The following is a 26,155-nucleotide window of genomic DNA, read 5'->3' as shown; positions in this document are numbered from 1 at the left end:
ATTCGGCCAACGGTCTTGGACTATTGCGTCGGGTTCTTGGCCGATGACGTCGCTGCGTGAAGGCGGTATTCGCCGGGCGGGACCCTGAAACGCGCCCGGAACTGGCGGTTGAAATAGGACAGGTCGTTGAAACCCGCGTCAAAGGCGATGGTGGAAATGCGCTCCGAAGTGCCGGCACTCTTCTGGGCCATAAGACGGTTGCAGACATAATCGAGCCGTGTGGCGATAAGGCACTCGGACAGGGACAAGCCCGCAGCCTGGAACCGGCGCTGCAGGGCGCGCAGGCTGACCCCCATGGCCGATGCGACGCTGGCTGGTGTGCATGCGGGATCGCGGAAGCGCTGGCGGATATAGGCACGCGCCTTGGTGACGAGCAGTTCGTCGCTGGTTCGGGCGGAGGCCAGAGTGCCGGCTTCGAGACCGCAGAGATAGGCGCCCATCAGATTGAAGAAGGCTTCGCCGATGAAGTGTTGCTGCGCGGCGGCGGCGTCCTCGGAATTGACGAGGCGATCGATGGTGGCGCGGAGGGCCATGCCGATCTCGGTGGAGCCCGGGATCGGGCAGCCGCCAAGGGCCGCGGTGCCGAAACGGTGAGCAAATTCGGAGCGGTTCAGGTGGACGGAATATTGCAGGCTGCCGCTGTCGCCATAGAGAAAGCGCGACGGATAGGCCGAATCGATCATGATGAAGTCGCCGGGTGCCAGACGCACATCGGCATCGCCCTGCCGCATGACCGAATGTCCCGATTTCTGCAGGACGAGAAAGAGGTGCTCGGCGGAATCCTGCCGGATGCAGCGCCAGTCCCGGTTGATGCGCGCGGCGCTGTTGCGCACGACCGCCACGGCCAGCGCCTGACGCTGTTTCAATGTGATGAGCCCGCGCATGTCGCGTGCGCCATCCGGCGGCGACACCAGAAACTGCCCGCAAACATTGCGTACACCAGCCTGGAAGGCATCGAGCGGTGCCAGGCTGTTTGTCTCGTCAGACAGCATAAATTACCTCCCGCCCTTATCCGCTCTCCATGCGGATAAGGGCGGGGGGAAGCGTAATCAGCTTTCAACAGCTCGGCAAGCCGGGCGTGTGTTCCGGTTTTCAGGAACTGGAGGCGCTCGCTTCCCGGTGTCCCGCCATCTGTCGCAAAAACACCGGCAGAGCGATGATGGCGCCGGCCAGGGTGGCGTAGAGATCCGGTGCGACAAAGAGGATGGCGGAGAGCGCGAGCAGCAGCCGCTCATAGACGCGCAGCGGCGCAAACAGCCAGCTTGAGAACGCCGCCGACAGCATCCAGATCCCAAGCATTGCGCCGATGGTCGCCAGGAAGAACTCGTTCCAGGTGAAGCTGTCGGTGACGAGCAGCATGGAGGGCGAAAAGACGAAGACGAACGGCACCAGCGCCTTGCCCATGCCGAGCCGGAAGGCGGTGTTGCCGGCCTTGAAGGCGTTGGCTCCGGCGATGCCGGCCGCCGCATAGGCCGCCAGCGCCACCGGCGGGGTGATGTCTGCCAGAACGCCGAAATAGAACACGAAGAAGTGGGCCACGATCGGTTCGACGCCGAGCAGGTTGAGGATCGGGGCCGCGACGGCGATCATGATCAGATAGTTTGCCGTGGTGGGGATGCCGCAGCCCATCAGCACGCAGACAACTGCGGTCATGATCAGGGTGAAGAGCAGGGTGAGCGTGGCGACGCTGAAGAGTTCGAAGGGCAGGAATGCGAGGCTGTCTGCCACGCTCTGCGCCCAGCCGGCGGCAACGGATGTGACCATATAGGCGATCTTGAAGCCGACGCCGGTGAGGGTGACAACGCCGATGATGACGCCGACAAGGGCTGCAGCGGCCGTGACCGAGAGCGAGTATTTCGCACCGACGACAAAACCCTCCCAGGTCTCGCGGATGCTTTCGGTGATGGCGGTCCTGATATCGTGGCGGATGAAATTCTGGATGACGAGGACCAGAAGACAGGCCGTGATGCCCCAGAAGGCAGCGAGATAAGGGGTCTTGCCCGAAAGCAGAATGGCGACCAGAACGAAAAGCGGGAGCGTGGTGAGCCAGCCGGCCTTGAAGACGGTCCAGGCGACGGGAAGCTCGTCTTTCGTGAGGCCGCGCAGGCCACGGCGGCGCGCTTCCAGATGCACCTGCACGAGAACACCGAAGAAATGCATGAAGGCAGGCACGAGGGCAGCCGTCAGAATGGTGGTGAGCGGCACGCCCAGATATTCGATCATGAGAAAGGCGACCGCGCCCATGACCGGCGGGGTGATCTGCCCGCCGGTGGAGCTTGCGGCTTCCACTGCGGCTGCGAAATGGCGCGGATAGCCGATGCGGATCATCGCCGGAATGGTGAGCGAGCCTGTTGTTACCGTGTTGGCAATGGAGGAGCCGGAGATCGAACCGAGCATGGCGGAGGAGAGAACCGAAACCTTGGCCGGTCCGCCCGAATAGCGCCCGGCCAGGGCCGAGGCGAGGTCGATGAAAAGCTGACCAAGGCCGATGCGTGTGGCGAGGACGCCGAACAGCACGAAATGGAACACGTAGGTCGAGATGACGCCGAGAGCGGTACCATAGATGCCCTGGCTGGTCAGATAGAGATGGTTGACGATGTTGTCCCAGCTTGCGCCCGGGTGGGCGAGAATGCCGGGCATCGACTGACCGAAATAGGCATAGGCGATGAACAGAAGGGCGATGACAGGCAGGGGCCAGCCCATGGCGCGGCGCGTTGCTTCCAGCAGAACGACGATCAGCACCGTGCCCATGACGACGTCGATGGGAAGCGGATCGCCGACGCGGAAGGCCAGTTCGTTGAATATCCAGGGGATGTAGAGTGCTGACACCGCACCCGCGATGGCAAACACCCAGTCGAGAAGGGGCATGCCAAGCGGGGCAAGCAGCCCGCGGCGCGGCTCGCGCGGCTGGTGCCACACGGCGAAGAAGACGAATATCAGGGCAAGGGTGAAGGCCAGATGCAGGCCGCGATGCGTTGTCGCCTGCGGAATGCCGTAACCCGCCGTGTAGTAGTGATAGCAGGAGAGGACGAACAGCGCGCCACCGGCGATCCAGCCAAGCAGCGGCGGCAGGGGCCGGAAGCGAATTTCTGAATCAAAACGCTCCTCGAGCGCCTTCATTTCCTCTTCGGTCAGCGCTTCCGCGCGCTCGGTTTCAGATGGGTGTGCCATCCTGCCTTGCCTCTCTGGAGATCACCTTGTTTCTTGCGCCGAAAGCGACGGACCCGGCCTGCGGGCACAGGTCGGGTCCGGATTTCAGCGTTCATGTGGGTCGGGCGTTACTCGCCCAGGACGCCCGCTTCACGATAGAACTTCTCGGCGCCCGGATGCAGCGGAATGCCAACGCCATCGAGTGCCGTATCGAGCGTGATCTGGCGGCCCTTGAGATGGCCGGCATCCAGAAGCTTGCGGGTGTTGTCGTTCCACAGCGCCTTGGTGATCTCGTAAATCAGTTCTTCGGGCTGGTCAGCGCTGGTGATCCACTGGGCACCGACCGAAAGCGTGGTGACGTCCTGGTCGACACCTTCGTAGGTGCCGGCGGGAACGGTGTTGGCGGCGAAGAAGCCATGCTCGCCAGTCACCTTGTCCGCTTCGTCGCCGGCAATGGAGACGAGCGTGATGTCGTGCTGGCTGGCCAGTTCGGCAATGGCGCCGGCAGGGAAGCCGCCAACGAAGAAGAAGGCGTCCATGGCGCCGTCGCGCATGCGCTCGGCGGCTTGATCGGGCTTCAGGTAATGCGCTTCCACATCTTCCTCGGAAAGGCCGTATGCATTGAGGATGATGCGGGCGTCGACGAGCGTTCCGGAGCCAGGCTCATCGAGCGAGACGCGCTTGCCGGCGAGATCGTCCACGCTGTCGATGCCGCTTTCGGCGCTGGCGACGAGGTGGATCGTCTCGGGATAGAGATTGGCGATTGCGCGCAGCTTCTCAACCGGGTCACGGTCTTCCCAGATGCCGGTGCCGCTATGCGCCCAGGTGGCAACGTCCGACTGTGAGAAACCGGATTCGAGCGAACCGCCGGCGATGGCGTTCACATTGGCGACCGATCCATTGGCCGACAGCGCCGTGGCGATAAGGCCGGGCACGCCGCAGGATCCGCCTTCGTCACAGGCACGCGAGCCGGGAGGATTGGAAATGGCATTGGCGATGAGGCCGCCAATCGGGTAATAAGTGCCGGCGGTGCCGCCGGTGCCTATGCGGAAAAACTGCGGCTGCTGGGCAAGCGCCACACCGCTGGCGGCCAGACCGCATAAAACCGCACCAATGATCGCAAAACGCCGTCTGTTCACGTGATCCTCCCGGAAAATAAAATATGTAACCTTGCGTGAGCTAGCATTCATAAAGCCGGCCATCAATCTTTGATAGCCCACAAATGGACGGGTGCATCACAATTATACCGCGACTCGGCTATCGGGACGCGTTCAGGAAACGATCTGTCAGGAGACAATTTTGGCCAAGTGCATTCACACCATGATCCGCGTCGTCAATGAGGAGAAATCGGTCGCTTTCTACAAGACGGCTTTCGGCCTCGATGTCGCAGATCGTTTCGACTTTGAGGGCTTCACGCTCGTTTACCTGCGCAATGCCGAGGCCGATTTCGAGGTCGAGCTGACTGTCAATAAAGGACGGACGGAACCTTACGATCCGGGCGACGGCTATGGTCATCTGGCGGTTGCGGTGGATGATCTCGATGCCGAGCATGCGCGGTTTAAGGCTGCCGGACTGGCGCCGCGCGATATTGTCGCCTTTGAGCGCGAGGGCACGTTGCTGGCTCGTTTTTTCTTCGTGCAGGACCCCGATGGATACAAGATTGAAGTGTTGCAGAAGCACGGGCGCTATCGCTGAGTAAGCAACCGATATATGGGCTGGAGGAGACATGCTGCCTGGCGTGGTTTCCAGCCCAAGACAGCAAAAAGGCCCGGGAGACCCGAGCCTGAAAGCTGATCTGTCGTAAGGAAAACTGGAGCGGGCGATGAGATTCGAACTCACGACCCCAACCTTGGCAAGGTTGTGCTCTACCCCTGAGCTACGCCCGCTCGGCTTGTCGCTTCCGACGGCGCGCTTATAGTCTGATCTCGCCGGCAAATGCAACAGGAAATCGACAGCCATAATGCGCTTTTTTCAAAACCGTATCCAACAATGGGCACGGCGTGCCTGCACTGCCGCTTTCCGCTCCTGCGGGGCTTGCGTCTACGGGGCCGGTACGGTTACGACCGTGGCGGAAAGAACTTCGACTTCATGAGGGTCGGTCGTGCCGAAATCACCCGAAGCGCTGCTGGAATTCCTGGGAAAACTTGGCATTGAGGCTGAGACCCATCGGCATCCGGCGCTTTTCACAGTTTCCGATTCGCAGTCCCTTCGGGGCGAGATTCCCGGCGGCCATACGAAGAACCTCTTTCTCAAGGACAAAAAAGACAATTTCTTTCTTGTCACTGTCGATGAGGACGCGCAGGTCGACCTCAAGACGATCCACCATAAGATCGGAGCGGCGAGCCGTGTTTCGTTTGGCAAGCCGGACAAGCTCATGGAATATCTTGGAGTGGAGCCGGGGTCTGTCACTGTGTTCGGCATCGTCAATGACGATCAACACAGGGTGACAGTGGTGCTCGACGCGGATTTGATGGACAATGACATCATCAACGCGCATCCGCTGACCAACGAGGCGACAACTTCGATCGGTCGCGATGATCTCATGCGTTTTCTTGAAGCGGTCGAGCATCAGCCGCTTGTCTTGAAAGTGACAGAGTGATCGCCAACATTTGTGGCGACGGAACGTATTCTATCGGCTGACCGGCACACCCTGCAGGCCGCGCCGGACGGAAGCAGAGAAGGGGCCTTTATGACCAACGGCGACAATCCATACGGCAAGCCTGACAATTATGGTGCAGGGGCTGCACAGTATACCACCAAGGTCGATTTTGGTGGGGAGACGCCTGTTTCGGCTCCTGTTTCGGCCCCTGGGGCTCCGGCTGGTCAGGGCTTTTCACTTTCCGACTCACCGCAGACGCCGGCCGCTGACCTGATCAAGGACACGACGACCGCCGGTTTTACGGCCGATGTCATTCAGGAATCGCGCAATCAGCCCGTGCTGGTCGATTTCTGGGCGCCCTGGTGCGGGCCATGCAAGCAGTTGACGCCGATTATCGAAAATGCGGTGCGCGCGGCTGGTGGCAAGGTGAAGCTCGTGAAGATGAACATTGACGAGCATCCCGCCATTGCCGGCCAGCTTGGTGTGCAGTCGATCCCTGCGGTCTTCGCCTTCAAGGACGGACAGCCGGTGGATGGCTTCATGGGCGCGTTGCCCGAAAGCCAGGTCAAGGCGTTTATCGACAAACTGGTGGCCGGAGCCGGCGGCGACGAGATCGCGGGAGCGCTCGAAGCGGCGAAAGAAGCCGTTGCCAGTGGCGACCAGCAGATGGCTGCGCAAATCTATTCGGCTGTTCTTCAGCGCGAGCCTGAAAATGTCGATGCCATCGGAGGCCTGGCCGATCTGCTCTTCGAGGCGGGGCAGAAGGAACAGGCCGCGCAGGTGCTGGCGAAGGTGCCGGAGAAGCACAGGGAGGCGGCTCCCATTGCAGCCGTGCAGGCCAAGATGGCGCTTGCCGAGCAGGTGGCCGATCTGGGCGACAGCGCGGCGCTGGAGCAACGCCTGGCCACAGATCCGAACGACCATCAGGCGCGTTTCGACCTGGCGCTTCTTCAGAATGCCAAGGGTGACCGTGCGGCGGCTGCCGAAAGTCTGCTGACCATTGTGCGCAAGGATCGCGAATGGAACGAAGACGGCGCGCGGGCGCAGCTTCTCAAATTCTTTGAGGCGTGGGGCGCTTCGGACCCGGCGACGCTGTCTGCACGGCGCAAACTGTCGTCGCTGCTGTTCTCATAAGTCTTTCGATTATTTGCCTATTGAGAAGACTGCTCCAGATATCGGTTAAAGATCGGGAGACGTCATGTGAAGGCAGGCAATACCTCGTATCGCAGCGGTCGCGATATCGACAGTGTGATTCCCGTGTTTCCGTTGTCGGCGGCTCTGCTTTTGCCAGGTGGGCGATTACCGCTGAACATCTTTGAACCGCGCTATCTCGCGATGACGGACCATGCGCTGTCTGGAACGCGCTTGATCGGCATGGTGCAGCCGCGTCTCGACGGGGCGAAGAGGGCTGACGGAGAGCCTGAGCTCTGCGACGTGGGATGTGTCGGGCGACTGGGCTCTGTTTCCGAAACGGGCGACGGGCGCTATCTCATAACCCTGATCGGCATCTGCCGCTTCAGGGTGCTGGAAGAACTCAAGGTCAGGACCCCGTTCCGCCAGTGCCGTATTCTGCCATTCGAGGCGGATCTGCATGACAGTGCCGATGAGCAGCAGGTGGATCGTGGCGCCCTGTTGAAGGCGTTGCGCGCCTATCTCGACGCCAACAATCTGGAAGCGGACTGGGACAGTGTGCACCAGGCCGAGGATGCAAGCCTCGTCAATGCGCTTTCCATGATGGTGCCGTATGGTCCGGCCGAAAAGCAGGCATTGCTTGAAGCGCCCGATCTCAAAACGCGCGCGGACACGCTGATCGCCATAACCGAGATCGTTTTGGCGCAGGGCGATGGCGAGACAGAGCACCGGCTCCAGTAGAGAGCGGGCCTGACGTGGAAACTGGAGCGTTTGTGATGCAGGATGAAGGTGAAGAAAGAAACGGGACTGCGCTGGACCCCAAGCTTCTGGAACTTCTTGTCTGTCCGTTGACCAAGGGCGCGTTGCGCTGGGACTCGGAGAACAGCGAGTTGATCTCGAAGAGCGCGAAACTTGCGTATCCCGTCCGCGACGGAATTCCCATCATGCTGCCCTCGGAGGCGCGGCCCCTCGAATAGAGCGGCTCACCGTTTCATGGAAACGATCAACCGCTCTATCTGATTTCCCCATCAATGCTTCGAGGCCGTGCCCGGAGTTTTCTACTCGCGGAAGCTCTCACGCGGTGTTGCCGCCTGCCGGCCGCGCGTGGCGCGCAGCGTGGGCAGGGCGAGCATTAGAAGCACGAATGCGCCGGTGGCGAGCTTCAGGTCCGGTGGGGGCATGCCTGCCGCCAGGCACAGCGAGACAAGCTGGTAGTAGACCATCGCGCCGGCGAAGGGTGCGAGGAGCTGCCGCCACACGGTCGCCTTGCCGACTATGGCTTCGCCGATCATCAGGGCCGCAAGGCCGTTGATGAGGATGCCGAGGCCCATGTTCACATCGGCGAAGCCCTGCGACTGCACCATCAGTGCGCCGCTGAAGGCGGAGAACGCGCCGGCAAGGCCGATGCCGCCAATGGTTGCTGCCCAGACATTGATGCCCTGTGCTTCGGCCATGACCGGGTTGGCGCCAACGGCACGAACCGCCGTGCCCTTCTCCGTCGTGAAGAAGAAGTTGAGCGCCAGAAATATGGCGAGCGTGATGACGCCCACCGCAATGATCTTGGCGAGCGGGAAGCCCGGTTGCACGAACGGCACCCAGTCGAAGATGGTTTCCGTGCCGAACACGGAGAGGTTGGAACGGCCCATGATGCGCAGGTTCACGCTGTAAAGCATGGTCATCACGAGAATGCCGGCCAGAAGCGTGTGGATGCGGAAGCGCAGATGGATAAAGGCGGTGCAGCAGCCGGCGACGAAGCCGGTGAGTAGTGCCAGTCCGATGGCCGAGAGCGGATCGAAGCCGGAGGCGAGCGCCACGCCGCAGACGCAGCCGCCGAGCGGGAACGCGCCTTCGCTGGTGAGATCGGGAAAGCTCAGCATGCGGAAGGGAATCATGATGCCGGCGACGACGAAGCCGAGGATCAGGCTTTGCGCGAGCGTGACCGGGATGAGTGCGACGAAGCTCGTCAGAGTGGTTTGCAGAAAATCGATCATCGGGGTCAGCTCGCGAGCAACATGCTGTCGGTCTTGGTGGCGAAATGGCCGATCAGGTCGGGCACGGTCACATCGGCCTTTTCTTCCCCGCCGATTTCCAGATGCACACGGCCGGCATTGAGCATGATGACGCGGTGGCCGAAATCGACGGCATGCTGCATGTTGTGGGTGACCATGAGTGTGGTCAGCTTGAGTGCCTCCACAGCGCGAACGGTCGCGTCCATCACGATGTCTGCGGTGCGCGGATCGAGCGCTGCCGTGTGCTCGTCAAGGAGCAGCAGATCAGGCGAGCCGCCCACGGCCATGATGAGCGAGAGGGACTGGCGCTGCCCACCGGACAGAAGATCGACACGGGTGTTGAGACGGTCCTCAAGGCCGAGGCCCAAAATGGCCAGGCGCTCGCGGTAGTCGGTCAATCGCTTTGCGTTGAGACCGTGGCGAAGGGTGCGCCTGGAGTTGCGTAATTCGGCAAGCAGCATGTTTTCGGCCACCGTCATGCTGGCGGCGGTGCCAAGCATGGGGTCCTGAAACACGCGTGCAATGCGCTTGGCGCGCTTGTGCACCGGCAAAGCGGTTATGTCGTCGCCATTGATGAGAATCTGGCCCGAATCGAGCGAGAGCGATCCGGAAATGGCGTTGAGCATGCTGCTCTTGCCCGCCCCGTTTGAGCCGATCACGACGCCGAATTCGCCAGTTTTGAGGGTGAGGTCGAGCCCGTTCAGGGCGATCTTTTCGTCGGGTTGTCCCCGGTAGAACACTTTGCGTGCGGCACGAATTTCCAGCACCGGCGCCTCCTTGAAGTTGACGCGGCGTCCATGGGACGCCGCGTCCTGATTTTTTGCCGTGTCAGTCGACGATGCAGTCGCAGTCGGCGAACTCTTCAGGAATATCGAGGCCGAAGGCAGCCATGGCCTTTTTCGAGATGCGCGGCGCGTGGTCCTCATAGGCCGGATTGACCGGCGGGATCGACTTGGGGTCCGTGCCGTCGAGAATCTGCAGTGCGATCTTGCCGGCATTGAGGCCGACCTGCTGGTAGTTCACGGCAAAGCTTGCCGGAACCACGCCGTCGGACACGGCGCCATCATCGGAGTTGATGATCGGGATGCCGGCCTGCCGCGCGGCAGCGGAAACGGCGGCAATGGCCGGCTGGAGCAGGTTGGAGGCGGGCGTATAGATTACATCGGCCTTGCCGGCGAGCGACGCGATGCGCTGCTGAATGTCGTTCACATTGTCGACGCCCACGGGCACGACCTCGAAGCCGGCAGTCGGAGCGGCTTCCTGAACTTTCTCAAGCAGCGCCACGTCGTTGGCCTCGCCCGGATTGTAGGGTTGGCCGATGCGCTTTGCATCCGGAACGAGCTTCTTGGCAAACTCCATGACGGCGGCAACGTCCTGCAGGTCGGTGGCGCCGGTCATGCCTTCATCGCCGGCTTCCCAGGAAGGAACAAGCTTGGCGGCCACCGGATCGGTGACGGCGGAAAAGACGATCGGAATGCCGGAACCGGCAAGCGCCTTCTTGGCGATCTGGGATACAGGCGTCGTCACGGTGTACATGAGGGCCGGACCCTCGGCCTGAAGCTTGGCGATCATCTGCGGGACGAGCGAGGCATCGAAATTGGTGTGGCTCTCGGAATAGACGACATCCTTGCCTTCTTCGTAACCGCCGGCGGCAAGGGCGTCCTTGAAGCCCTGGATCGCCGTGTTGAGCTGCGGGTGCTCACCGAAATTTGCAATGCCGATGCGAATCGGCTCGGCGCTGGCGGCGCCGAGGCCGAGAACCACCGCGCCAGCAGCCACAATGCCGCGCAGCGATAAGCGTGATTTTACCGTCATGTCATTCCTCCCAGGGGCCTCAAGGGCCTGCAAATCGGGAGCAGCCTGGCGGCTGCGTCCTCGCCCTACATAAAATCAGAGATTGCCCGGTTTCCCGCAGCACTCCTTGCCGGACGGCGCTCCGCATGTCACATGCGGGTCCTCCCCATCCGTTTGAAAGGCCATCATATCGCCGGGGCAATGTCTGTCAAACACTATATATAATCGTTGAATGGATCGGGAATTATATATACTTTTGTTCCCGAGGAGGAGCAGAATTGCAGCATATGGTGGTGGATGACGCGGAGCCGCTGACGAAGACCGAAGCGGCGTATCATCAGCTTCGGCGCGACATTCTGGCGACACGGCTGATGCCGGGCGCGCCATTGCGGATCGCTGCGCTGCGCAAGACCTATGGGTTTGGCTGGACGCCATTGCGTGAAGCGCTTTCGCGGCTTGAGGCCGAGCGGCTCGTTACTGCCGAAAGCAATCGCGGGTTTGCGGTTGCGCCCGTCTCGCGGGCAGAGCTGGAAGATCTCTCCAAGGCCCGCCTGGCCGTTGAAACCACGCTTCTGGAAGAATCCATACGCAAAGGCGGTACCGACTGGGAGGCTGCAGTCGTTACGGCACATTACCGCCTGTCGCGCTGTCAGATACCGGCAAAGGGGCTTTCCGATGACGCCCTGCACGACTGGGTGGAGAAGCACCAGGCTTTTCACGAGGCACTGCTTTCCGCAGCCGACGCGACCTGGCTGAAGCATTTTTACGCCCAGATATGGGGCCAGCTTTGCCGGCATCACATCTTCCTGACCGTGACGCCGACGCTTCGCGCCGCCGCAGGCGCGGAGGAAGGGTATGAAGCGGCCATTGAGGCGCTCGACGCGGCCATGTCCCTTGACCAGCACACGCAACTCATGGAGCTTGCTCTAGACCGCAATCTGGAGGGGGCGCTGGCACTGATGAAAGAGCATGTGGGGCTGACCGTTGACGTTTTCACACTTGCCGATCTGGATGGCATGACAGCCGGAGCTGCCGGAACGCAGGCATGAACGCAATCGGCAGGCGTGCCGTATCTGCGGGCGCGGCGCTTTGCTTTTCTGGCGGTGCGGCGTGGGCCCACGCATCCGAGCGCGGCTATGTGCTGCTTCTGCCGACCGACTATTATCTCTTCGGTGGCATGCTTGCGGTTGCCCTGAGCTTTCTCATTCTCGTCTTTCTGCCGGTTCAGGGCGTTGAACGGCTGCTGTCGCGCCGCATTTCGCTTCTTCCCATGCCTCTGGATGGCCGAGCCGTAACCAGCACCCTGTCCTTCCTCGCTCTGGCGGCCATTGTCTATGCGGGGTTTCAGGGTAGTCGTGATCCACTCTCCAACCCATTGCCGCTGGTGATCTGGACCCTGCTCTGGGTGGGAGTCACCATCACGCAGGGACTGCTCGGCAATCTCTGGGCGTGGATCAACCCATGGTATGGGCCGTGGCGGATGCTCGTGCGTGCCGGTTTGCCTGAAGGCGGGATCCGGCCTTTACCAGCAGTGCTGGGGCGCTGGCCGGCCTGCCTCACCCTGTTCGGCTTCGCATGGTTCGAACTGGTGTATCTGGCGCCCGCCGATCCCGAGCGACTGGCGGTGGCGGTCTCGCTCTACTGGGGCTTCACTTTCGCGGGCATGGTCCTGTTCGGCCATGAAAGCTGGTGCACACGTGCGGAGTTCCTGTCGCTCTTTTTCGGTATGCTCTCGCGCCTTTCCCTGTTCGCCCTGAGCGGGGAGGGCAGGCGAAAGAGGCTGGTGCTCGGCCTGCCGGGCCACAAGCTTGGAGGCGCGGCGGCGCTGTCGCTTTCCGGTGTCGCCTTTCTGCTTCTGGCCTTGAGTTCGGTTTCCTTCGACGGGCTCAAACACACTTTTTTCTGGTTCGATCTTATCGGGATCAACCCGCTGGAATTCCCCGGTCGCTCGGCGGTGACCGGCGAGAGCTCGCTTGGGCTTGTCGTGATGTTCGGGCTTCTTTTCTCCGGTTTCATGGGCGCGGTCTGGCTTGGCTGCCGGCTGGCCGGAAAGCGGGGCGTGCGGAAGCTGGCGGGGCTTCTCGCGTGGTCGATCATTCCCATCGCGCTTGCCTATCACTTCTCGCACTATCTGGTTGGGTTTACCATCAACAGCCAGTATGCGCTCGCGGCGCTCTCGGACCCGTTGATGCGTGGCTGGAACCTGTTCGGCACGGCAGGCATGCACGTTCAGGCGGGCGCAACGCTCGGAGCGCAATCGGCCTGGATCATCTGGAATGCGCAGGCCGTGGCAATCATCGGTGGACATGTGCTGGCGGTGATTCTGGCGCATCTGATCGCCTATCGGCATTTTGGGTCGGCACGGCTCGCAACTGTCAGTCAGATCCCGCTTGCGATCCTGATGGTCGGCTACACGGTTTTTGGCCTCTGGCTGCTTTCCGCCCCCACCGCTGGCTGAAAACGCCGGATTGCTGGAATAAATTTTCTTGATGCGCGCTTTGGCGCACCCGTGATTTCGGTTTGAAGGGGTTCGTGGTAACTCTTTGTTTCTTCGTGCCTTTATCCCCCATTTCCAATTTCGCTGCAGCGCAAAATGGCTTAAAACATCGCTGTGTTTCCCTTGGGGCATGTCCTGTTGCCAAGGGAATGGATTGGTGATTTAGTTTGTACACAAGTGATTTTTCCGACGCTGGAAAATGCTTCCAACCGTTGGAAATGCTCGGTCAAACGATCACAACAATGGGGAACCGGCATGAGTGAAAATCGCAAGTCTCTGATTAATTTAAACGGCGGTCTGACGCGCAGGTCCGCGCTCAAGGGATTGGGAGCCGCGGCGGGTCTGGTGGCCGCACCCGGCTTCGTGCGCTATGGCCAGGCGCAGTCTTCCGAGCCCATCAAGGTCGGTTTCCAGTGCCATCGCACCGGCATCGGTGCGGCCTATGGCCGTTGGTATGAGCGCGTGACGACCGCAGTTGCCAAGCGCATCAACGATGCCGGCGGCATCAATGGACGTCCGCTCGAGATCATTATCGAGGACGATGGCACCGACCCGAAGCGTGGTGCAGAAGTGGTGGAGAAATTCGCCAATCAGCACAAGGTCGATCTGGTCTACGGCACGCTGTTTTCCCACGTGGTGGTTGGCTCTGCCCCTGCAGCGGGCGAGCTGAAAATTCCCTATTACGTGGTGAGCGAAGGCTATCACGTGGCCTCGGGCAAGATGAACCGCTACTGCGTGCAGCCGGGCATCACCGATGTGAAGGCGCAGGCGCGCTCCGTGGCGCCGTGGATCGCCGGCAATCTCGGCAAGAAGGTCACGCTGGTCTATCCTGACTACGCGTTCGGCCACGATCACCGCGATTTCTTCACTCCGGCGATCGAGGCGCAGGGCGGGCAGGTGGTCGCCAAGGTGCCGATCCCGCCGACCGAAACGTCGTTCACACGCTATTTCCCGCAGATCCCGCGCGACACGGATGTGATCTACCATGTGATGGTGGGGCCGGCCGTGCTGACCTTTGTGAAGGAGATGGGCGAGTTCTTCGGCTCCGGTGGGCCGCAGCTCTTCGGCTTCATCGATTCGCTCGAAGCCGTCGATATCTCAAGCCCGGGTCTGGAATTCCTCGAGGGCAGCCATTTCTGGGAAGGCATGCCGCGCTATGCGCAGCCCGACCAGCCGGACTATGTGACCGCCTATCGTGAGGCCGTGGGCATCGACGAGAATGGCGCCAGCGCGAATGATGCCAAGGATGTTTCAACCGCAGCCCATATGTTCGGCTGCTGGGAGACGCTCAACATCATCAAGGCATCGATGGAAGCCTGCGACTACAAGGGGCCGGATGACCGCGCCGCGATGATCGAGGCAACCGAGGCGATGACCGAAATGGAGGCCGGGCCGGACCATCCGCAGGGCAAGAAGCTGTTCAACGGCAAGATCCACCAGGTCTTTGGCGAACAGAACATCAGCCAGGTGAAAGACGGCAAGCTCGAAGTGGTGCACCGCACCTCCATCGAGGATGGAGCCTACGAGCCCGAGGCCGACTACACGGCGATGTCGTTCTAAAACATCGAGGCGGGCGGTGTTTGCCCCTCACTCTTACCCTCTCCCCGCAGGCGGGGAGAGGGGGATGTCAGCGTTGCGGCTTTCCCATGGGATGGCTCGGCCGCTCTCCTTCCGCTCCTTTCATGAAAGTGCATTTGTGAATGGCCTTCGGTCCGTATTTTCTCCTCGCTACGCTTGAAGGGCTGGTGACGGCGGCTGTCCTGTCGCTGATTGCGCTCGGCCTTTCGCTGGTCTTCGGTGTCATGCGCGTGGTGAATGTCGCCCATGGCGAATTCTACATGCTGGGCGCGGTGCTCGCCTGGTGGGTTGCCTCGCTGTTCGGCGGGCACCCGGCAATCGGTTTCATGGTGGCGCTGGTGCTGAGCCCGCTCGTCGTCGCCGCCATCGCCTTTGTTGCCGAGCGGCTGGTTTTGAGCCGGCTGAAGTATGAGCCGGAGGCAACCATCGTCGCCACGATTGGCCTGCTCTACATCATCCAGCAATTGGCACTGACATTCTACGGGCCCGAAGCGCGACCGGTGGAGGCGCCGTTCCACTATCGCATGCAACTGCCATGGTTCGGCTATTCGGCCTACAAGCTGGCCGTGATCGGCTTTTCGATCGTCATGATGCTGGCGACATGGTTTGTGCTGACGCGCACGAAGATCGGCCTTGTCATGCGCGCCACACAGTTCGACCGGGAGACGGCGCAGGCTTTTGGCATTCCGGTCGGGCGCGTCTATGCCGGCGTGTTCGCGCTGGGGGCGGGGCTTGCCGCCGTTGCCGCCGTGCTGATCGTGCCGATCCAGCAGGCGCATTATTTGATGGGACACGATCCGCTGCTTCTATCCTTCATTGTCGTGATCATCGGCGGTCTGGGATCGCTGCGCGGCACGGTTTTGGCGGCGGTGCTGATCGGCCTGTCGGATGGCATCATCTCGATGTTCTTCTCGCCGACACTTGCCAAAATGCTGGCGACGCTGGCTGTCGCCATGATCCTCGTGTTCCGCCCGCAGGGCCTGTTCGGAGCGGCGGCACGATGACCAGACTGACCCCTTCGACAAAATCCATTGCGCTGCATGTGGGCGTGGTTCTCGCGCTGCTGGCACTCAACTTCCTCCTGCCGGAATATCATCGTGGCGTGTTTGCGCGGGTGCTGGTGCTGGCCGTCTTCGCCATGGGCTACAATCTCGCCTTTGGCTATACGGGCCTGCTCAGCCTTGGTCATGCGATGTTCTTTGCGGCCGGGCTCTATGGAGCCGGGCTGACCATCTATCATCTGGAATGGAGCGTGTGGCCGGCCTTTGGCGCCGGGCTTGCCGCCGGCGTGGTGGTGGCGCTTGTGGTCGGCTTTCTGGCGCTGCGCACGACCGGCGTGGCGTTCATGATCGTGACGCTGATGTTCGCGCAGGTCTTCTACCTGATGACCCTTTATTTCACGACCTATACGCGCGGCGAGGAGGGGCTCGTTCTGCCGCAGGAAACACGGGTTCTGGGCTTTCCCGGCGGGGTGCTCGATCTCTCGGACCCGTCGACGCGCTATCTCGTGGCGCTTTCGCTGTTCGCGATCGTTCTGGCTGCGATCCTGTTTGTGGTGCGCGCGCCCTATGGACGTTCGCTGATCGCCATCCGCGAAAACGAGGAGCGCATGCGCATGCTGGGCTATGACGTTTTCGCCAACAAGCTGATGGCGGTGGTGCTCTCGGGGCTTTTCTGCGCGGCATCGGGTGCGGCCTATGCGGTGCTCTTCGGCTATGTCGGGTCAGGCTTTGCGGCAATCCAGTATTCCATCCTGCCGCTGCTGTGGGTGCTGGTCGGCGGGGCGGCGACGACGCTCGGGCCTCTGATCGGCACGCTGTTCATGTTCTATGTCATCGATACGGCGTCGAGCTACACCACCGCGCATCTCATGGTGGTCGGACTGGTGCTGATCGGCGTGATCCTGTTTTTCCCCAAAGGCATCATCGGTACGGTGCGTGAAAGGTGGTTGCCATGGCTGCCGTGAAGCCGCTTCTTGAGACCCATGGGCTTGGCCGCTCCTTCGGCGGGCTGCGTGCGGTGGATGGCGTGGATTTTTCGCTGCCGGAAGGCGAGACGCACGCGATCATCGGGCCGAACGGGGCCGGCAAGACGACCTTTGTGAGCCTGATCTGCGGGCGTGTTGCGCCGACCGATGGGCGCGTCGTCTTCGACGGGAAGGACATTTCGCTCATGCCCGCTCACAAGCGGGTGCGGGCGGGCATCGCCTACACGTTTCAGATCACCAGCGTGTTTGCCAATCTGACGGCCTTCGACAATGTGGCGCTGGCGGTGCAGCGGCAATTGATCGATGATCATGAGAGGGGGCTTTCCTCTCGCGCCTTGACCGAGCATGGCATGGACGCGCTGCAGAAGGTCGGGCTTGGGGACTATGCCGACAAGGTGGCCGGCAATCTCTCCTATGGCCACCAGAGGCTTCTTGAGGTGGCGATGGGGCTGGCGCTTCGGCCGCGTCTTCTCATCCTCGATGAACCGACGCAGGGCCTTTCCGACAGCGAGATCGAGAATTTCATCGCGCTGGTGCGACAGATCGGCGAGGAGGCAACGGTGCTTCTTATCGAACACAATATGGACGTGGTCATGGCGCTTGCCGAGCGTATCACGGTGATGGAGCAGGGGCGCATTCTCGCGCAGGGCGCACCTGCCGAAATCCGCGCGAACCAGGCCGTCCAGCAGGCCTATCTCGGAGGTTGAGATGACGGCTGCCCTGACAATGGAACATGTCGACAGCGCCTATGGCCATGTGCAGGTGCTGCGCGGCTTCGATCTGGAATTGCGGCAGGGCGAGGTGCTTTGCCTGCTTGGCCGCAATGGCGCGGGCAAGACGACCGCGCTGAAGACGATCATGGGACTGGTGCCTGCCACCGCCGGGCGCATTCTGCTTGGCGATGTGGAGTTGAACAGTCTTGCGCCGCACGAGGTGCCGAAGGCGGGGGTCGCCTATGTGCCGCAGGGACGTCGGCTCTTTTCCGAGCTGACGGTGGGCGAAAACATCGAGATCGGTCTGATGACGCGCGGCAAGGGCGCTGCCACGCGCGACAGTGTGCTCGATCTCTTCCCTGTGTTGCGCGAGCGTCTGAAGCAGCGCTCCGGCACGCTTTCCGGCGGCGAGCAGCAAATGCTGGCCATGGCGCGGGCGCTGTGTCTGGAGCCGCAGGTGCTGCTTCTGGATGAGCCGACGGAAGGGCTGATGCCCTCCATGATCGCGCGCATCCGCGAGACGGTGGCAGGGCTGCGCGAGCGCGGGGTCTCCACCATTCTCGTGGAGCAGCGGGTGGATGCGGTGCTGCCGGTGGCGGACCGGGTCGCGTTCATCGAGAACGGGCGCAACCGCGAGACGGTGGATGTCGAGCGGCTGCGCGACGATCCCGAGATGGTGCACCGTTATGTGGGGGTGGGGTGACCGGGACGTTGGTGCCGGGCGCCCTCGCCCTTCGACAAGCTCAGGATGAGGGCTACTTTGGCGCTGCCGCATGTGAGATGATGACAGGGCGCTACGCCTCAACAGCCCTCATCCTGAGCTTGTCGAAGGGCGAGGGCGCTTGGCTCCTAACTCAGCAAGCCCACCACTCACGCCAGCGTCACACCGGCCTCATTCATTTTCGCGGTCATCGCAGCCAATGAGCCGCCGAGGTCGATGGCGCGGCAGCCTTCCATCATGACGGTGGCCTCAAAACCCTGACGGCGCGCATCGATGGCCGAATAGGCTACGCAGAAATCCGTGGCGAGGCCGGCAAGCGTCACCCTGGTGATGCCGCGTTCGCGCAGATAGCCTGAGAGGCCGGTCGGTGTCCTGTGATCGTTCTCGAAAAAGGCCGAATAGCTGTCGATCGCGCTGCGAAAGCCCTTGCGGATGACAAGCTCCGCCTTGTCCCATGCCAGCCCTTCGTGAAACGCGGCGCCCTTCGTGCCCTGCACGCAGTGATCGGGCCAAAGCGTCTGCGCGCCATAGGGCATTTCGATCGTCTCGAACGGGGCCTTGCCCTGATGCGAGGAGGCGAAGCTGGAATGGCCTTCCGGGTGCCAGTCCTGGGTCAGCACCACATGATCAAAGCGCCCGATCAGCCCGTTGATGACCGGAACCACCGCGTCGCCGTCTTCAACGGCAAGCGCTCCTCCAGGGCAGAAATCATTCTGCACATCGATGACGATCAGTGCCTCGTCGGCCATGCCCTGTCTCCCTCACGCACGAAATCGCCGCGAAGGTGGACCGAATGTTCCCCTTTGACAAGCGTGCTGAGGAGCGTATCATTCGTGTACAAACAAATTTGAGCCCCGCCGACAGAGCATGAAAAGGGGCCTGGGAACGACATCGCAATTGGGAAGGCAGGCTGCGCATGGACTATGCCAGACCGACCGAACTGGAGGAAGCGCTCGGGCTCTTATGCACGAAGCGCTGGACCATACTTGCCGGTGGCACGGACTTTTATCCCGCCCTCGGCGCGGGCCCGCTGAAAAGCGATGTGCTCGACATAAACGGATTATCTGCGTTGAGCGGTCTTGAAGAGACCGAGATGCATTTCGTGATCGGGGCGCGGACGAGCTGGAGTGCGGTGATCGCTGCGGGGCTGCCGCCTGCCTTCGATATGCTCAAACAGGCGGCCCGGGAGGTTGGCTCGGTGCAGATCCAGAACACGGGGACGGTTGCCGGAAACCTGTGCAACGCCTCGCCGGCGGCTGACGGCGTTCCGCCGCTTCTGGCTCTGGATGCGGAGGTGGAATTGCGCTCGGTAAGGGGGGCGCGACACCTGCCGCTCGCGAACTTCATTCTGGGCAATCGCAAGACCGCGCGGGCGGATGATGAACTTCTCACCGCTATCCGGGTGCCCAAGGCAGCAACGCGCGGTGCCTCCGGCTTCGTCAAGCTGGGCGCGCGGCGCTATCTGGTCATTTCCATCGCCATGGCCGCTGCCCGGGTTGTGTCTGACGGAGGGCGGGTCGCGAAAGCCGCCATCAGCGTCGGTTCATGCTCCGCCGTGGCGCAGCGCCTTTCGGGGCTGGAATCGCGGCTTGAGGGTATCGAGAGATCGGAGATGCGACGGACCGTGATGGACTACGCGTTCCCGGAGCTTTCCCCCATCGATGATGTGCGAGGCACCGCCGCCTATCGGCGCGAGGCGGCGCGGGAGATCGTGATCCGTGCGCTCGAGCAGGCTTGGCAGGGTGCAGGGCACAGCGAGGTGGCGGCATGAGCGGGAAAAGCCTGTCCGTATCACTGGAAGTCAATGGCAAGTCGATCGTGACCGAGGTCTCTCCGTTACAGCGGCTTTCGTCCGTATTGCGCGATGAGTTGGGGCTGACCGGCACCAAAGTCGGCTGTGACGCCGGCGATTGCGGGGCCTGTTCGGTGATGGTGGATGGCGCGGTGGTCTGCGCCTGCCTCGTGCCGGCCGCCGGCCTTTCGGGCAGAAAAGTGCGCACGGTGGAGGGGCTTTCAAATGGCAGCCTTTCAGCGCTTCAGGAATCTTTCCTGCGCCACGGGGCGGCCCAGTGCGGGATTTGCACGCCGGGCGTTCTGGTGAGCGCGGCGGCACTTCTGGAGCAAAACCCGACACCGTCTGAGACCGAGGTGCAGGATGCGCTGGGCGGGGTTCTTTGCCGCTGCACCGGTTACCGCAAGATCATCGAGGCGGTGATGAACGCAAACCGCTCCGTGGGTGTCGATGCCAGCATGGTGGAGCAGGGTCATGCGGTTGGCGCCTCGCCGATCAGGCTCGATGGCGAGCGCAAGGTCAATGGAACGGAGATTTTCGGCGCGGATGAGCGACCTGCCGATGCGCTGTCGGTCGCGGTTGTGCGGTCGCCGCATTGGCATGCCGATTTCGAAATCGGTGACACGGAGGCGTTCATTGCGGCGCATCCGGGCGTCGTCGCGGTGTTCACGGCAGCCGATATTCCAGGCGAAAACCGGTTCGGCGTCATCCCGCCTTTCGCCGATCAACCGGCGCTGGCCGAGGGCTGCGTGCGGTTTCGCGGCGAGGCGGTGGCGCTGATTGCGGGCGAGCGCGATGCAATCGAGGCACTCGACATGGATGCCTTCCCGATCCGCTGGCAGGAACTGCCCCATGCGCTGACGCCGGATGAGGCGCGGCAGAACGGCTTTGCAGATCTGCATGAGGGGCGGGCGGGCAATGAGCTGACGCGAGGGTTCGTGGAATGCGGCGACCCGGAAAGCGCGCTTTCCGAAGCCTTTGTCACAGTCTCTGGCAAGGTCGAGACGTCCTATGTGGAGCATGCCTATATCGAGCCGGAAGCGGGCTATGCGATGATGGATGGCGATATGCTGGTCATCAAGGCCTGCACGCAGGCGCCCTATATGGATCGCGACGACACAGCGAAGGTGCTTGGTCTGCCGCCGGAGAAGGTGCGCATCGTGCCGCTGGCGACGGGCGGCGGTTTTGGTTCCAAGCTTGATGTCTCCTTGCAGCCGCTGGTGGGGCTGGTGGCGCTCAAGACCGGGAGACCGGCGGCGATTGTCTATACGCGCGGTGATTCCATGCGCTCCACCACCAAGCGGCACCCGGCAACGATGCGCGCTTCCATTGCCGCCGACGAGGCGGGGCGCGTCACCGGCATGGTGTTTGAAGGGGATTTCAACACCGGGGCCTATGCAAGCTGGGGGCCGACGGTGGCGAACCGCGTTCCGGTTCACGCCTCGGGGCCCTATCGCACGCCGAATTATCGCGCCACAGGGCGGGCCATTCACACCAATGGTCCGATTTCGGGCGCGTTTCGCGGGTTCGGTGTGCCGCAGGCGACGATCATGCAGGAAACGCTCTATGACCGGCTGGCGGAAAAGCTGGGACGCGACCGGCTGGCGTTCCGCATCGAGAATGCGCTTGCCGATGGGGATCGCACCACCTGCGGGCAGGTGCTTTCCGGCGTCGGCATCCGTGAGTGTCTCGAGGCGCTGAAGCCGCACTGGGCGCGGGCGCAGGCCGAGGCAGATGAGGCCAATGCACGAGAGGGCAGGGTGCGGCGGGGCATCGGTGTCGCGTCGTGCTGGTATGGCTGCGGCAACACCGCGCTGCCGAACCCTTCGACGATCCGTGTGGGGATCACGGCTTCCGGTACGGTCATGCTGCATCAGGGCGCGGTGGATATCGGGCAGGGCTCCAACACGGTGGTGACGCAGATCTGCGCCGATGCAAGCGGCCTGCCGCTCTCGGCGTTTCAGCTTGTGGGCGGTGATACGGGTGTCACGCCGGATGCCGGGAAGACATCGGCCTCACGCCAGACCTATGTGACGGGCAAGGCTGCCGAAAAGGCGGGGCGTGCCCTGCGTGAGAAGATCCTGCGCTTTGCCAATGTTTCGGATGGGGCGAGAATTGCGCTGGAGGATGGCGCGCTGGTGATCAGCGAGGGGACGGAGCGCCGGCGCGTGGCGCTTTCCGATGTCACGGCCGACGCGCATGGCTATGTGTTTTCGGCGGAAGAGACCTACGATCCGCCTACGACGGCGCTGGACGAGAAGGGGCAGGGTGTTCCCTATGCGGTCTATGGTTATGGCGCGCAGCTAGTCGAGCTCGAGGTCGATACCGCGCTCGGCACAGTGCGGCTTCTGAAAATCACGGCGGCGCATGATGTGGGCCGTGCCATCAACCCGCTTCTCGTGGAAGGCCAGATCGAGGGTGGCATTGCCCAGGGCATTGGCCTTGCGCTGATGGAGGAATATGTGCCGGGGCGCACGGAAAACCTGCACGATTATCTGATCCCGACCATTGGCGATGTGCCGCCGATTGAAACCATTCTGGTGGAAGTGCCGGACCCGGAAGGACCTTTTGGCGCCAAGGGGCTGGGCGAGCATGTGCTGATCCCCACCGCGCCGGCGATCCTTAATGCGATCCGCCATGCGGTGGGAGTGGAAGTTACGAAAGTGCCGGCAACGCCGAGCCGCATTCTGGCGGCGATCCGGGCACGGGAGAACGGGTGATGAATGAGCTCACCGAGCGTTTTGAGGTCACGCCGCCGAAGAAGCCTTCGGACGAAAAGCTGCGCTGCGATGCCTGCCCGGTGATGTGCTATATCGCCGAGGGGCGCACGGGTGCCTGCGACCGCTATGGCAATTTCGGCGGGCGCATTACCCGATGTGATCCGGTGACGATCCTTGAACATGCCGCCGAGGAGGGGGATGCGGTTGTTCCCTTTGAAGGCGAAGCGCCGTGGGATGGCGAATTGGTCAACACGAAGCGCCGCTTCGTGAGCGCGGTGGGCGCGGGCACCACCTATCCGGATTACAAGCCTGCCCCCTTCATCGTTTCGCAGGAGGTGGAGGGTGTCGATCTCGTCACGGTGGTGACGGAGGGCATCTTCTCCTATTGCGGCGTGAAGGTGAAGATCGATACGGACCGGCATCTGGGGCCCGAAGCGGCGACGGTGCGGGCGAATGGAGAGGCGGTCGGCCATGTCACCACCGCCGAATATGGCAGCCAGATGCTCTCGCTCGGCGGGGTGCATCACCTGACCGGCGGATCGAAGGCGGAGGGTCGTGTGACCTGCCAGGCGATGCTCGACCTGTGCAACAAGAAGCCGGTGGAACTGACCATTGACGGGGGCGCGAGCGTTGTCGTGCAGGCCGGTCAGCCGCCGGTGATCGACGGAACGCGTGAAGAGCGCATGCGGGTGGGCTGCGGCTCGGCCACCATCGGCATGTTCGCCACCCAGTGGAAGGGCCTCGTGGACGAGGTCGTTGTGGTCGATGACCACATTACCGGTGTCGTCTCCGAGCATCAGGCGGGCAAGGTGATTGGCTGGGAGGATACCGGCATCAAGATCATCGGCCGCCGTTCCACGCCGGGGCGTTATTTCAAGGTGTCGGAACCGGGGCTCGGATGGGGCGGGACGACCATTGACGATCCACTCGATATTCTTGGTCCCTTCAATGAGAAGAAGGGCGCGCGACCGGGGCTCTCCCTGCTCATGGTTTCTACCACGGGCGAGCAGTTCGCCTATTACGAGCTTGATGAGGCGCTGCAGCCGGTCAAGAAGCCGTTTCCTGAGCGGCTGCGCAAATCGGTCGACCTGATCGAGCAGAATTGCGAGCCGGCGCTGTGCACCGTGCTTTTCATGGGTGGGGCGGGTGGCAGCCTGCGCGCCGGCGTGACGGAGAATCCGGTCAATCTGACGCGCTCGGTTCAGGGGCTCAAGACCTATGTCACGGTTGGTGGAGCGCCGGTCTATGTGTGGCCGGGTGGCGGCATCACCATCATGGTGGATGTGATGCGCACGCCCGAGAATGCCTTTGGCTATGTGCCGACACCGGCGCTGGTCGCGCCCATCGAATTCACGCTCAGGCGTGAAGATTACATTCGCCTTGGTGGCTATGCGGATGAAATCCGCAGCGTCGAGGACGTGCTGGAAAAGGGTGGCGAATATTTCAACCCGCGTGAGGCGCGGGGGGCTGTGGTTTCCAATCCCTGGCCACCGCTTCAGCAATTGCGCCGGGAACCGAAGCGATGAGTGGTGCAACCGCCAGCTGGCTTGCCGATGGCCGGCGCCTGCATCTGAACCATGGGCCCATCGATCTGATCGTCGAGGCTTTTGGCGAGGAGCGGGAGCGGCTTTTGGCCTATCGGCAGGCCGTGGCACGGTTTGAGACGATCCTTGAAGAGCTGGTGGCGGAACTGCCCGCACTGCGTAGCCCTGCCGGTGCGAGGGCCCGGCGCTTTTCCGGCTCCACTGCGCGGCGGATGGAAGAGGCGGTGCATGCGCATGTGCCCGCTTTCGTTACGCCCATGGCGGCAGTGGCCGGCAGTGTGGGCGATGAAGTTCTTGCGGCACTTGTGAAAGACCGCGCGATAACGCGTGCCTATGTGAACAATGGCGGCGACATTGCCGTCCATTTGGCGGATGGCGAGAGCCTGGACATTGCCATCGCCGGCACGGGCCATGGCCTGGCGGACAGGATTTCGTTGAGCACGGCCGATCCGGTTCGCGGCATTGCGACCAGTGGCTGGCGCGGTCGCAGTCATTCGCTCGGCATCGCTGATGCGGTGACGGTTCTTGCCTGCTCGGCGGCGGCGGCAGACGTGGCGGCGACGCTGATCGCCAATGACATAGATCTGCCGGGGCATCCGGCCGTGAAGCGTGTCCCTGCAAACGAGATTGATCCGGACAGCGATCTGCGCGGTCGTCTAGTGACGCAGGCGGTGGGGCTGCTTTCCCCTGCCGATGTTGCGCTTGCCCTCGACAGGGGACTTGCCACCGCGTCGGCCATGCGTGAGCGTGGCCTTATTGAGGCGGCTGCCCTGTTTTTAGAGAGAGAAACCCGCGAATGCGGCTCAATCGCGCTGGAAATTCCGGCGCATTCGACCGCTCCTGCTCATTCTGTTGCACAAAAAGGTTCCATCCATGCCTGAATTCACCTTGCGCAAGATTGCGCTTGTCACCGAAGAAATCTTCCATGAGGGCGGTCCTGCTCCGGCTGGGCCTCGCCGCCGGGCGGCGGCTCTCGCGCTGGTCAAAAACCCTTTTGCGGGCGGATATGTAGAAGAGCTTGAAAGCGCAATGGAGGATTTGAAACCTCTCGGTCTTGATATGACGGATCGGCTGATTGCGGCACTTGGGGGAGATATTTCCGTGATCGACGGTTTCGGCAAGGGCGCGATCGTCGGCACTGACGGAGAGCTGGAGCACGGTGCGCTTTGGCACGTGCCGGGCGGGTATGCGATGCGTGAGCGGCTTGGCGATTCAAAGGCGATAGTCCCCTCTTCGAAGAAAGTGGGGGCCTTCGGCGCGCGCATCGACATTCCGCTCGGGCACATCAACGCAGCCTATGTGCGCAGCCATTTCGATGCGATGGAAGTGGGGATGCCGGATGGCCCGCGCCCGGACGAGATTCTGTTTGTGCTTGCCATGGCCTGCGGACCGCGTATCCATGCGCGCATGGGCGGCTTGAAAGCCGAAGACGTGAAAGGCGAGGACGGTCTCAGATGAGTGCGGAACAGGGCAGACTCAGGGTTCTGGCCGGCGGCAAGTCCGCCGATGCCTATGATCTGAGCGAGCAGGTTGGCTTTATACTGCGCAAGGCCAACCAGCGCCATCTGGCGATTTTTGCTTCCCGTATCAGCGATCTTACGCCGCCGCAGTTTGCGGCTCTTGCCAAGCTGCATGAGGTGGGCGCCACCTCGCAGAACCAGCTTGGCCAGCTCGTGGCCATGGATGCGGCAACGATCAAAGGGGTGATCGACCGGTTGAAGGCGCGTGACCTGGTGGTGCTCGAGCCCCATGGGCGTGACCGGCGGCGGCTTGTCGTGAGCCTGAGTGACGAGGGCCGGAACCTGATTGAAACGCTGCTTCCGGAGGCGCTGGAGGTGAGTGAAGAAACGCTCGCTCCCCTCACACCACGTGAGACGGCAACCTTCCTGCGCCTCCTGACAAAGCTGGCCGAGGGCTAAG

The 26,155-nt window shown here is 62.2% G+C and carries 25 protein-coding genes and 1 tRNA gene; 18 read left to right on the top strand and 8 right to left on the bottom strand.

Annotated elements, in window-relative coordinates:
- Positions 1-20 precede the first annotated feature (20 nt).
- From KUG85_RS11595 to KUG85_RS11585, 3 genes are all read right to left on the bottom strand, one after another.
- Entirely contained in the window at positions 21-992 is a 972-nt protein-coding gene (locus KUG85_RS11595; protein ID WP_007007037.1) for a helix-turn-helix domain-containing protein, read from the bottom strand.
- 100 nt (positions 993-1,092) lie between these two features.
- Positions 1,093-3,171 carry a TRAP transporter permease gene (locus tag KUG85_RS11590; RefSeq protein WP_223005348.1) on the bottom strand — a complete coding sequence of 693 codons (2,079 nt, stop codon included), beginning with the start codon at positions 3,169-3,171 and terminating at the stop codon, positions 1,093-1,095.
- A 107-nt stretch (positions 3,172-3,278) separates the two neighbouring features.
- Positions 3,279-4,289 (bottom strand): TAXI family TRAP transporter solute-binding subunit, encoded by a 1,011-nt coding sequence (locus KUG85_RS11585; RefSeq protein WP_065818272.1) that lies wholly within the window; start codon positions 4,287-4,289, stop codon positions 3,279-3,281.
- A 160-nt stretch (positions 4,290-4,449) separates the two neighbouring features.
- Between KUG85_RS11585 and KUG85_RS11580 the strand changes: the two genes are divergently transcribed.
- Complete coding sequence (locus tag KUG85_RS11580; protein ID WP_223005347.1) at positions 4,450-4,845, top strand: VOC family protein; 396 nt, start codon at positions 4,450-4,452, stop codon at positions 4,843-4,845.
- A gap of 116 nt (positions 4,846-4,961) precedes the next feature.
- On the opposite strand, the gene KUG85_RS11575 is transcribed toward KUG85_RS11580, so the two are convergent.
- Positions 4,962-5,036, bottom strand: a tRNA-Gly gene (locus KUG85_RS11575).
- 215 nt (positions 5,037-5,251) lie between these two features.
- Here KUG85_RS11575 and KUG85_RS11570 point away from each other — a divergent pair.
- From KUG85_RS11570 to KUG85_RS11555, 4 genes are all read left to right on the top strand, one after another.
- Positions 5,252-5,749: a prolyl-tRNA synthetase associated domain-containing protein gene (locus KUG85_RS11570; protein WP_223005346.1), complete on the top strand. Its 498-nt coding sequence runs from the start codon at positions 5,252-5,254 to the stop codon at positions 5,747-5,749.
- A 90-nt stretch (positions 5,750-5,839) separates the two neighbouring features.
- Positions 5,840-6,883 (top strand): thioredoxin, encoded by a 1,044-nt coding sequence (gene trxA / locus KUG85_RS11565; RefSeq protein ID WP_223005345.1) that lies wholly within the window; start codon positions 5,840-5,842, stop codon positions 6,881-6,883.
- 66 nt (positions 6,884-6,949) lie between these two features.
- Complete coding sequence (locus KUG85_RS11560) at positions 6,950-7,621, top strand: LON peptidase substrate-binding domain-containing protein (RefSeq protein WP_065818180.1); 672 nt, start codon at positions 6,950-6,952, stop codon at positions 7,619-7,621.
- Positions 7,622-7,656: 35 nt separating this feature from the next.
- Positions 7,657-7,857 (top strand): Trm112 family protein, encoded by a 201-nt coding sequence (locus KUG85_RS11555; RefSeq protein ID WP_065818181.1) that lies wholly within the window; start codon positions 7,657-7,659, stop codon positions 7,855-7,857.
- 81 nt (positions 7,858-7,938) lie between these two features.
- Here KUG85_RS11555 and KUG85_RS11550 read toward each other — a convergent pair whose 3' ends face one another.
- From KUG85_RS11550 to KUG85_RS11540, 3 genes are all read right to left on the bottom strand, one after another.
- Positions 7,939-8,868 carry an ABC transporter permease gene (locus KUG85_RS11550; protein WP_223005828.1) on the bottom strand — a complete coding sequence of 310 codons (930 nt, stop codon included), beginning with the start codon at positions 8,866-8,868 and terminating at the stop codon, positions 7,939-7,941.
- An 8-nt stretch (positions 8,869-8,876) separates the two neighbouring features.
- Positions 8,877-9,656: an ABC transporter ATP-binding protein gene (locus KUG85_RS11545; RefSeq protein WP_223005344.1), complete on the bottom strand. Its 780-nt coding sequence runs from the start codon at positions 9,654-9,656 to the stop codon at positions 8,877-8,879.
- Between the two features lie 61 nt (positions 9,657-9,717).
- Positions 9,718-10,704: an ABC transporter substrate-binding protein gene (locus KUG85_RS11540; protein WP_223005343.1), complete on the bottom strand. Its 987-nt coding sequence runs from the start codon at positions 10,702-10,704 to the stop codon at positions 9,718-9,720.
- 266 nt (positions 10,705-10,970) lie between these two features.
- Between KUG85_RS11540 and KUG85_RS11535 the strand changes: the two genes are divergently transcribed.
- From KUG85_RS11535 to KUG85_RS11505, 7 genes are all read left to right on the top strand, one after another.
- Positions 10,971-11,732, top strand: coding sequence for a GntR family transcriptional regulator (locus KUG85_RS11535; RefSeq protein WP_223005342.1), 762 nt, complete (start codon positions 10,971-10,973; stop codon positions 11,730-11,732).
- On the top strand, positions 11,729-13,141 hold the full coding sequence (locus KUG85_RS11530; protein WP_223005341.1) for a hypothetical protein: 1,413 nt from the start codon (positions 11,729-11,731) through the stop codon (positions 13,139-13,141). Before KUG85_RS11535 ends, KUG85_RS11530 begins: the two co-directional genes overlap by 4 nt.
- 294 nt (positions 13,142-13,435) lie before the next feature.
- Positions 13,436-14,740 carry an ABC transporter substrate-binding protein gene (locus KUG85_RS11525; protein ID WP_223005340.1) on the top strand — a complete coding sequence of 435 codons (1,305 nt, stop codon included), beginning with the start codon at positions 13,436-13,438 and terminating at the stop codon, positions 14,738-14,740.
- Between the two features lie 140 nt (positions 14,741-14,880).
- Positions 14,881-15,762 carry a branched-chain amino acid ABC transporter permease gene (locus tag KUG85_RS11520; protein WP_065818187.1) on the top strand — a complete coding sequence of 294 codons (882 nt, stop codon included), beginning with the start codon at positions 14,881-14,883 and terminating at the stop codon, positions 15,760-15,762.
- Positions 15,759-16,724: a branched-chain amino acid ABC transporter permease gene (locus KUG85_RS11515; RefSeq protein WP_223005339.1), complete on the top strand. Its 966-nt coding sequence runs from the start codon at positions 15,759-15,761 to the stop codon at positions 16,722-16,724. The genes KUG85_RS11520 and KUG85_RS11515 overlap by 4 nt, the downstream gene beginning before the upstream one ends.
- Positions 16,712-17,452: an ABC transporter ATP-binding protein gene (locus tag KUG85_RS11510; protein WP_223005338.1), complete on the top strand. Its 741-nt coding sequence runs from the start codon at positions 16,712-16,714 to the stop codon at positions 17,450-17,452. Before KUG85_RS11515 ends, KUG85_RS11510 begins: the two co-directional genes overlap by 13 nt.
- A 1-nt stretch (position 17,453) precedes the next feature.
- The gene (locus tag KUG85_RS11505; RefSeq protein ID WP_065818189.1) at positions 17,454-18,161 is read left to right on the top strand and encodes an ABC transporter ATP-binding protein; all 708 of its coding nucleotides are present in this window, start codon (positions 17,454-17,456) and stop codon (positions 18,159-18,161) included.
- Positions 18,162-18,328: 167 nt separating this feature from the next.
- Here the strand turns inward: KUG85_RS11505 and pncA are convergent, their stop codons facing one another.
- Entirely contained in the window at positions 18,329-18,928 is a 600-nt protein-coding gene (pncA, locus tag KUG85_RS11500; RefSeq protein ID WP_223005337.1) for a bifunctional nicotinamidase/pyrazinamidase, read from the bottom strand.
- Positions 18,929-19,095: 167 nt separating this feature from the next.
- Here pncA and KUG85_RS11495 point away from each other — a divergent pair, with 167 nt between their 5' ends.
- The 6 genes from KUG85_RS11495 to KUG85_RS11470 are packed head-to-tail and all read left to right on the top strand — an operon-like array spanning position 19,096 to position 26,154.
- Positions 19,096-19,950, top strand: coding sequence for an FAD binding domain-containing protein (locus KUG85_RS11495; RefSeq protein ID WP_223005336.1), 855 nt, complete (start codon positions 19,096-19,098; stop codon positions 19,948-19,950).
- Positions 19,947-22,691: a molybdopterin-dependent oxidoreductase gene (locus KUG85_RS11490; protein ID WP_223005335.1), complete on the top strand. Its 2,745-nt coding sequence runs from the start codon at positions 19,947-19,949 to the stop codon at positions 22,689-22,691. Before KUG85_RS11495 ends, KUG85_RS11490 begins: the two co-directional genes overlap by 4 nt.
- On the top strand, positions 22,691-24,217 hold the full coding sequence (locus KUG85_RS11485) for a 6-hydroxynicotinate reductase (RefSeq protein ID WP_223005334.1): 1,527 nt from the start codon (positions 22,691-22,693) through the stop codon (positions 24,215-24,217). Before KUG85_RS11490 ends, KUG85_RS11485 begins: the two co-directional genes overlap by 1 nt.
- Entirely contained in the window at positions 24,214-25,116 is a 903-nt protein-coding gene (locus KUG85_RS11480; RefSeq protein ID WP_223005333.1) for a UPF0280 family protein, read from the top strand. Before KUG85_RS11485 ends, KUG85_RS11480 begins: the two co-directional genes overlap by 4 nt.
- On the top strand, positions 25,109-25,693 hold the full coding sequence (locus KUG85_RS11475; protein WP_223005332.1) for an amino acid synthesis family protein: 585 nt from the start codon (positions 25,109-25,111) through the stop codon (positions 25,691-25,693). The genes KUG85_RS11480 and KUG85_RS11475 overlap by 8 nt, the downstream gene beginning before the upstream one ends.
- A complete protein-coding gene (locus tag KUG85_RS11470) occupies positions 25,690-26,154 on the top strand; it encodes a MarR family winged helix-turn-helix transcriptional regulator (protein ID WP_223005331.1) in 465 nt (154 codons plus the stop codon). Before KUG85_RS11475 ends, KUG85_RS11470 begins: the two co-directional genes overlap by 4 nt.
- The last annotated feature ends 1 nt before the right edge of the window (position 26,155 follow it).

It is taken from the genome of Nitratireductor rhodophyticola, assembly GCF_019891355.1.
Taxonomy (GTDB): domain Bacteria; phylum Pseudomonadota; class Alphaproteobacteria; order Rhizobiales; family Rhizobiaceae; genus Nitratireductor; species Nitratireductor rhodophyticola.
This window is presented reverse-complemented; position numbering and strand designations above follow the sequence as displayed.

Excerpts from the sequence above, each read along its gene's own strand:
- KUG85_RS11595 (WP_007007037.1), bottom strand. The coding sequence starts at position 992 with ATGCTGTCTGACGAGACAAACAGCCTGGCACCGCTCGATGCCTTCCAG.
- KUG85_RS11590 (WP_223005348.1), bottom strand. The coding sequence starts at position 3,171 with ATGGCACACCCATCTGAAACCGAGCGCGCGGAAGCGCTGACCGAAGAG.
- trxA (WP_223005345.1), top strand. The coding sequence starts at position 5,840 with ATGACCAACGGCGACAATCCATACGGCAAGCCTGACAATTATGGTGCA.
- KUG85_RS11555 (WP_065818181.1), top strand. The coding sequence starts at position 7,657 with ATGCAGGATGAAGGTGAAGAAAGAAACGGGACTGCGCTGGACCCCAAG.
- KUG85_RS11540 (WP_223005343.1), bottom strand. The coding sequence starts at position 10,704 with ATGACGGTAAAATCACGCTTATCGCTGCGCGGCATTGTGGCTGCTGGC.
- KUG85_RS11535 (WP_223005342.1), top strand. The coding sequence starts at position 10,971 with ATGGTGGTGGATGACGCGGAGCCGCTGACGAAGACCGAAGCGGCGTAT.
- KUG85_RS11530 (WP_223005341.1), top strand. The coding sequence starts at position 11,729 with ATGAACGCAATCGGCAGGCGTGCCGTATCTGCGGGCGCGGCGCTTTGC.
- KUG85_RS11525 (WP_223005340.1), top strand. The coding sequence starts at position 13,436 with ATGAGTGAAAATCGCAAGTCTCTGATTAATTTAAACGGCGGTCTGACG.
- KUG85_RS11520 (WP_065818187.1), top strand. The coding sequence starts at position 14,881 with ATGGCCTTCGGTCCGTATTTTCTCCTCGCTACGCTTGAAGGGCTGGTG.
- KUG85_RS11515 (WP_223005339.1), top strand. The coding sequence starts at position 15,759 with ATGACCAGACTGACCCCTTCGACAAAATCCATTGCGCTGCATGTGGGC.
- KUG85_RS11510 (WP_223005338.1), top strand. The coding sequence starts at position 16,712 with ATGGCTGCCGTGAAGCCGCTTCTTGAGACCCATGGGCTTGGCCGCTCC.
- KUG85_RS11505 (WP_065818189.1), top strand. The coding sequence starts at position 17,454 with ATGACGGCTGCCCTGACAATGGAACATGTCGACAGCGCCTATGGCCAT.
- pncA (WP_223005337.1), bottom strand. The coding sequence starts at position 18,928 with ATGGCCGACGAGGCACTGATCGTCATCGATGTGCAGAATGATTTCTGC.
- KUG85_RS11495 (WP_223005336.1), top strand. The coding sequence starts at position 19,096 with ATGGACTATGCCAGACCGACCGAACTGGAGGAAGCGCTCGGGCTCTTA.
- KUG85_RS11490 (WP_223005335.1), top strand. The coding sequence starts at position 19,947 with ATGAGCGGGAAAAGCCTGTCCGTATCACTGGAAGTCAATGGCAAGTCG.
- KUG85_RS11485 (WP_223005334.1), top strand. The coding sequence starts at position 22,691 with ATGAATGAGCTCACCGAGCGTTTTGAGGTCACGCCGCCGAAGAAGCCT.
- KUG85_RS11480 (WP_223005333.1), top strand. The coding sequence starts at position 24,214 with ATGAGTGGTGCAACCGCCAGCTGGCTTGCCGATGGCCGGCGCCTGCAT.
- KUG85_RS11475 (WP_223005332.1), top strand. The coding sequence starts at position 25,109 with ATGCCTGAATTCACCTTGCGCAAGATTGCGCTTGTCACCGAAGAAATC.
- KUG85_RS11470 (WP_223005331.1), top strand. The coding sequence starts at position 25,690 with ATGAGTGCGGAACAGGGCAGACTCAGGGTTCTGGCCGGCGGCAAGTCC.